The sequence below is a fragment of the Lentzea sp. NPDC004782 genome, assembly GCF_040609115.1.
GTDB lineage: Bacteria > Actinomycetota > Actinomycetes > Mycobacteriales > Pseudonocardiaceae > Lentzea.
In genome coordinates this window covers 1-6,087 of record NZ_JBEXJN010000046.1, presented here as the reverse complement: position 1 = coordinate 6,087, position 6,087 = coordinate 1, and the positions used below count along the sequence as shown (strand labels likewise).

Here is a 6,087-nt window from a genome sequence, read left to right as displayed (position 1 = left end):
CCCGGCGGGGGCGCCCCGCGGGGGCGACGGCCCCGGCTCCCGCGCGCGGCCGCCCGCTCCCCCCCCCCCGCCCCCCCCCACGACGAGCGGCTGGAGGAGCGCTAAACAGGTGGCACGACCCGCCCGAGCCGTTTGCGCACCCCTTCTTCCTGGTAGTGCGCAACGGTGTCGGCCAGCTGCTCGCACGCGCGCTCGATGGCCTGCCGCGCCTGGTTCCGCTCGCTCGTGACCGCGCTGAGGATCAGTCCGGTCAGCGCCACCGTGCCGTTGAAGGCCTGCAGCACGATCATCGTCATCAGCAGGTCGGTCTGGGAGAAGTGACCGCCGGCCGCGGACATCACGGCGGCCACGGAGATGATCGCCGCGCACGGGGCGGCGATCGCGTGCTGGAACCGCAACGCCGCCAAGATCAGCATCGGGAACACCAGGAACAACAGCCGCAGCTCCGACACCGTCACGTACGACGCGAGCGCCGCGGTGGCGACCAGGATTCCGCCTGCCTCCACGAGCGTGCGCGGCGGGGCGGTCCACTGCCGCGGCAACGTCAGCAGCAGCGGCGTGAACACCAGGACGCCCATCGCGTCGCCGGTCCACCACACCGACACCACGGCCGGGATCTCGTGCCACCCGATCAGGCCGGAGAGCTTCAACGCCGTCGTGCCGACCACCGCGCTGACCAGCATCGCGCCCAGCGCACCCGCGAAGACCAGCAGAAGAGCGTCCTTCAACCGGTCGAGCTGCGGCCGGAACCCGAAGCGGGCGAGCAGGTACCAGGCGGTCAGTGGCGCGGCGGTGTTGCCGACGGTGATCAGCAGGGTTCCGCCGGGTCCAGTGCCGAGCGCGATGTTGGCGGTCAACGCGCCGAGGGCGATGCCCGGCCAGACCTTGCGGCCCGACATCAGCAGCGCCGCGACGGAGATCCCCGTGGGCAGCCACAGTGGAGTGACCTGGCCCCTGACCAGTGCGAGGACCAGCCCCACCTTGGCCGTCGCGTAGTAGGCGACCGCCACCGCCAGTATCGTCACGGTGGTGCGGAGTGCGGCGTTCACCGGCACATGCTCCACCCGTGTACCCCCGTTCGCCATACCCGGCCACCCGGCGTACCCGGTCGGACTCACCCCGTAGGCCGCTTAGTTGTCGTGGAAGCCGCACTACAGCCGGTAGCCGCGAGAACGTGAGATGGCGACATGCGCACAGCGGAGGCGGTCGACGAGGTCGTGGTCGAGGACGGCGGGCGCCGCGTGGTGGTGGTCGCCGGTCGCCTGCGCCTCCCGATCTCCGCGGGCGTCACGGACGCCCAGGCGTTGACCCTGGCCAGGGCGGGCACCACGGCGTGGCACCTCCTGCGCACGTGCGCGCACCTGCGGCCGGACGAGTCGGTCGTCGTGCACGACGCCGGGAGCGAGGTCGGTGCCATCGCCGTCCAGCTGGCCCGTAGCTTCGCCGCCGGCCGGGTGATCGCGACCGACTCGAGCCAGGCCCGCCGCCGCAGGGCCGTCAAGCTCGGCGCGGATGTCGCCGTGGAGTCCGGACTCGACCAGTTGGCCGAGCGGGTGATTGAGGCGAACGAGGGTGAACAGGTCGACGTGGTGCTCGACCCCGGTGGCACCCTCACCGCCTCGCTGCACGCGCTGGCGCCGTTCGGCCGGATCGTCTGTTACGGCGCTGACCAGGAGGAATTCATCAACCTGACCGGTCTGCTGGTCGGGTCGCGCGCGGTCATCGGGTTCCGCTTCGAGCACACGCTGCAACGGCCCGACATGATCGCGAGGGCGGTCAGTGAGCTGTTCGGGTTGACCTCGGCCGGGCGATTGCGTCCCATGGCGGACGACTAGTACTCGTTGGTAACAAGCCGGTGTAAGGGGACGCATGAGGACCGTGTTCACGACCTGCCCGCTCTGCGAGGCGACGTGCGGGCTGGAGCTGACGGTCGAGGGCGACCGCATCACGAAGGTGCGCGGTGACCGCGCGGACGAGTTCAGCAGGGGCTTCATCTGCCCCAAGGGCGCCTCGCTCGGCACGCTCGACGCCGACCCGGACCGCCTGCGCACGCCGCTGATCAAGCGCGACGGCGAGTTCCGGGAGGCGACCTGGGACGAGGCCTTCCGGTACGTCGACGAACGGCTCAAGGACTTCCCGAACCGCGACTCGGTCGCGCTCTACCTGGGCAACCCGGTCGTCCACTCGCTCGCCGGCGGCCTCTACGCCGGCCCGCTGCGCAAGGCGCTGGGCAGCCGCAACGTCTTCACCGCCAGCACGGTCGACCAGATGCCCAAGCACGTCCAGTGCGGTTACATGTACGGCAGCATCTTCTCGATCCCGGTGCCCGACATCGACCGCACCGACTTCATGCTGGTACTCGGTGCCGACCCGTTCTCGTCCAACGGCAGCCTGTGGACGGTCCCGGACGTGCCCGGCCGGTTCAGGGAGCTGCGCAAGCGCGGCGGGAAGTTCGTCGTCGTCGACCCGCGCCGCAGCCGCACCGCCCAGGCCGCCGACCGGCACGTCGTGATCAGGCCGGGCACGGACGTGTTCCTGCTGCTGGCGTTGATCCACGAGCTCTTCCGGCAGGACCTCGTCAACCTGCGCGAGCTCGCCGAGCACGTCACCGACCACCTGGTGGTCCGCGAGCGCGTCAGGCCGTTCAGCCCGGAGGCCGTCGAGGAGCGCACGGGCGTTGACGCCGCCACGATCCGTGCGCTGGCACGGGAGCTGGCCGGAGCGGAACGTGCCGCGGTGTACGGGCGCATCGGCACGACGACGGTCGAGTTCGGCACGGTCGCGTCGTGGGCGGTCGACACGCTGAACATCCTCACCGGCAACCTCGACCGGCCCGGTGGCGTGATGTGGCCGTTGCCCGCGCACGGCAAGCGCGGACCGGGCCGCGGCAAGGGTTTCGGCATCGGCCGCTGGCACAGCCGGGTCAAGGGGTATCCCGAGGTGATGGGGGAGTACCCGGCCGTCACGCTGGCCGACGAGATCGAGACGCCCGGCGAGGGCCAGGTCCGGGCGCTGTTCACGATCGGCGGCAACCCCGCGCTGTCGTTGCCGAACTCCGCCCGCGTGAACGACGCCCTGGCCGGTCTGGACTTCATGGTCAGCGTCGATCCCTACCTGAACGAGACCACCCGGCACGCCGACGTCGTCCTGCCGACACCACCGCCGTCCCGCCGCGACCACTACGACATCGCGTTCCTCAACAACTCCGTGCGCAACGTCGTGAAGTACTCGCGCGCGGCGATTCCGCTGGAGGAAGGCAGGGTCGACGAGACGGACATCTTCTTCCGGCTGGCCACGATCTTCAGCGGCCTCGGTCCGTCGGCCGATCTGGACGCCATCGCCGCGATGCAGCTCGCGGGACTGAAGCAGCAGCTCGGCGCCGACTTCGAACCCGAGGGCGAGACGCGCGAGGAACGGTTGCTGGACCTCAAGCTCCGCACGGGACCGTACGGTGTCTCGTTGCGACAGTTGCTGGACAACCCGCACGGCATCGATCTCGGCCCGCTCACGCCGCGGCTGCCGGAGATCCTCAGGACCGTGTCGGGACGCGTCGAGCTCACGCCGGAGCCGATCATGGCCGACCTGCCGCGCGTGCTCGCCGCGCTGGAGACACCGGAGACCGACCTGGTGCTGGTCGGCCGCAGGCACCTGCGCACCAACAACTCCTGGATGCACAACGTGCCCGCGCTGGTGAAGGGCAAGCCGTTGTGCACGTTGCTCGTCAACCCCGGTGACGCGGCGCGGATCGGGCTCGTGGACGGCGCGACCGCCCAGGTCACCTCGCGCGTCGGCAAGGTCGAGGTGCTGGTCGAGGTCACCGGCGACATCGCGCCCGGTGTCGTGTCGATGCCGCACGGCTGGGGCCACGACCTGCCCGGCACGCGGCTCACCGTGGCCCGCGAGCACGCCGGCGTGAACGTCAACCTCCTCACCGACGACCTCCGCATCGACCCGCTCTCGGGCACCGCCGTGCTGAACGGCACCCGCGTGCAGGTCGTGCCCGCCTGAGCACACCGACGTCCTTAGGAGCCGCCATGACCGCCGCAGTCACCAACCCCACCGCGGTGCAGACCGTCCGCCGGACAGCCGACCTGCCGTTCCTCGCGGAGCAGGCGTACGGCGACCGGGTGGCGTGGCGGTTCAAGCAGCACGGCGAGTGGCGCGAGCGGACCTACGCCGAGGTCTCGGAACTGGTGCTGGACCTCGCGTCCGGGTTCGTCCACGCCGGACTGAAGCCGGGCGACCGGGTCTGCGTGCTGGCGAACACCCGTCCTGAATGGACGCTGGTCGAGCTCGCCGTGCTGGCGGCGGGCGCCATCATCGTGCCGATCTACCCGTCGAGCACCTCGGAGGAGATCGCCTGGGTGGCGGGCGACTCCGGCGCGTCGATCCTGGTCGCCGAGAACGAGGCGCAGTGCGTGAAGGTCGACGTCGTCCGCGGCGAGCTCCCCGAACTGCGAACGGTGTTCACCATCGACCCCGGCGGCGACCGCCCGAGCGTGGCGGAGCTGTCCGACACCGGCCGCACGTCCCCGCTGGCGGCCGAACTGGACGCCCGGCGTGCGGCGATCCGGCCCGAGGACCCGAGCCTGATCATCTACACCTCCGGCACCACCGGGCCGCCCAAGGGCTGCATCCTGACCAACGCGAACGGGGTCGCGCTGTGCCGGCTCGCGGAGGAAGCCCGCATCGACGCGATGACCGGCACGGTCTACCTGTTCCTGCCGCTGGCGCACGTCTTCGCGCAGATCGTCATGCTGGGGACGATGTACCGCGGCGGCGCGTTGGCGTACTTCGGCGGTGACATGACGGCGATCGTGCCGGAGCTGGCCGAGGTCCGCCCGACGTTCCTGCCCTCGGTGCCCCGGATCTTCGAGAAGATCTACACGTCCGTCACGGCGTCGGTGCCACCGGAGCGGCTGGCGCAGGTGGTGGCGCTCGGTCTGGAGGTGCGGCGCCGCCGTGCCGCGGACGAGCCGGTGCCCGCCGAGATGGCCGCGGCGTTCGAGCAGGCCGACGTGCTGTTCGCCAAGGTGCGCGCGGTCTTCGGTGGACGGCTCGTGCAGGCGCTGTCCGGTGCCGCGCCGATCTCCCGCGAGGTGCTGGAGTTCTTCCACGCGGCCGGCGTGCCGGTGCTGGAGGGCTACGGCATGACCGAGTCCACCGCGATCGGCACCGTCAACACGTTGGAACGTTTCAAGCTCGGTTCCGTTGGCGCGTCGGGCGTTGCGGGCCTGGAGATGTCCGTCGCGGACGACGGCGAGCTGCTGATGCGCGGCCCGCACGTCTTCGCCGGCTACTGGCGCAACGACGAGGCGACCGCTGCCACGATTCAGGACGGCTGGCTGCACACCGGCGACCTCGGCGAGATCGACGCGGACGGTTTCGTGACGATCACGGGGCGCAAGAAGGACATCATCATCACCGCCGGTGGCAAGAACATCGCGCCGGCCAACGTGGAGAACGCCCTGCGCCAGTCGCGCTGGATCTCGCACGCGGTCCTCTTCGGAGACCGGAAGCCCTACTGTGTGGCTCTGCTCACACTCGACGCGGACGAGATCGTGCCGTGGGCTGCGGAGCGTGGTTTGCCGTCCGACCTCGAATCTTTGGTGGGTCACCCAGACGTGCGAGCGCTGGTCCAGGGAGTTGTTGACGAGGTGAACTCGCACTTCGCCAGTGTCTTCCAGGTGAAGAAGTTCGTGCTGCTCAGCCGGGATCTGTCCCAGGAGGAGGGCGAGCTCACCCCCACGTTGAAGGTCAAGCGGAACGTGGTGCACCGTCTTCACTCTGCGTTGTACGAAGGGCTCTACGAGTAACCCGTACGTACGAGAAATCCAAAAACAGGTACATCCACCCTGGCGGATTCCTTCCACTCAGGGCAGAGTGGGACACCAAGCGGCGCCAGGCCCCCTCCCCCCTCGGGCCCAGCCGCTTCGCGGCCCCGGCTCACGGCGTACTCCCCCCAGACGCCTTGCCGGGGCCGCCTTGCTTTATGAACGGCGCTTTCGTCCACCTGGTGTTTTAACCAGGAGGCGCCTGGGCTTTGACATGGGCACGGCCACCGCTTGATCATCTTCGGGTTCCGCC

Annotated in this window: 4 protein-coding genes; 3 read left to right on the top strand and 1 reads right to left on the bottom strand. The window is 70.1% G+C overall.

Annotated elements, in window-relative coordinates; all coding sequences use genetic code 11:
* Positions 1 to 101: 101 nt before the first annotated feature.
* Entirely contained in the window at positions 102 to 1,049 is a 948-nt protein-coding gene (locus ABZV40_RS33585) for an MASE1 domain-containing protein (protein WP_355450759.1), read from the bottom strand.
* A gap of 138 nt (positions 1,050 to 1,187) precedes the next feature.
* Between ABZV40_RS33585 and ABZV40_RS33580 the strand changes: the two genes are divergently transcribed.
* The 3 genes from ABZV40_RS33580 to ABZV40_RS33570 are packed head-to-tail and all read left to right on the top strand — an operon-like array spanning position 1,188 to position 5,816.
* A complete protein-coding gene (locus ABZV40_RS33580) occupies positions 1,188 to 1,835 on the top strand; it encodes a zinc-binding dehydrogenase (RefSeq protein WP_355450756.1) in 648 nt (215 codons plus the stop codon).
* A 34-nt stretch (positions 1,836 to 1,869) separates the two neighbouring features.
* Positions 1,870 to 4,008 carry a molybdopterin oxidoreductase family protein gene (locus ABZV40_RS33575; protein ID WP_355450753.1) on the top strand — a complete coding sequence of 713 codons (2,139 nt, stop codon included), beginning with the start codon at positions 1,870 to 1,872 and terminating at the stop codon, positions 4,006 to 4,008.
* Positions 4,009 to 4,034: 26 nt separating this feature from the next.
* Positions 4,035 to 5,816, top strand: a complete 1,782-nt coding sequence (locus tag ABZV40_RS33570; RefSeq protein ID WP_355450750.1) for an AMP-dependent synthetase/ligase — start codon at positions 4,035 to 4,037, stop codon at positions 5,814 to 5,816.
* Positions 5,817 to 6,087: the final 271 nt, after the last annotated feature.

Excerpts from the sequence above, each read along its gene's own strand:
- ABZV40_RS33570 (WP_355450750.1), top strand. The coding sequence starts at position 4,035 with ATGACCGCCGCAGTCACCAACCCCACCGCGGTGCAGACCGTCCGCCGG.
- ABZV40_RS33575 (WP_355450753.1), top strand. The coding sequence starts at position 1,870 with ATGAGGACCGTGTTCACGACCTGCCCGCTCTGCGAGGCGACGTGCGGG.
- ABZV40_RS33580 (WP_355450756.1), top strand. The coding sequence starts at position 1,188 with ATGCGCACAGCGGAGGCGGTCGACGAGGTCGTGGTCGAGGACGGCGGG.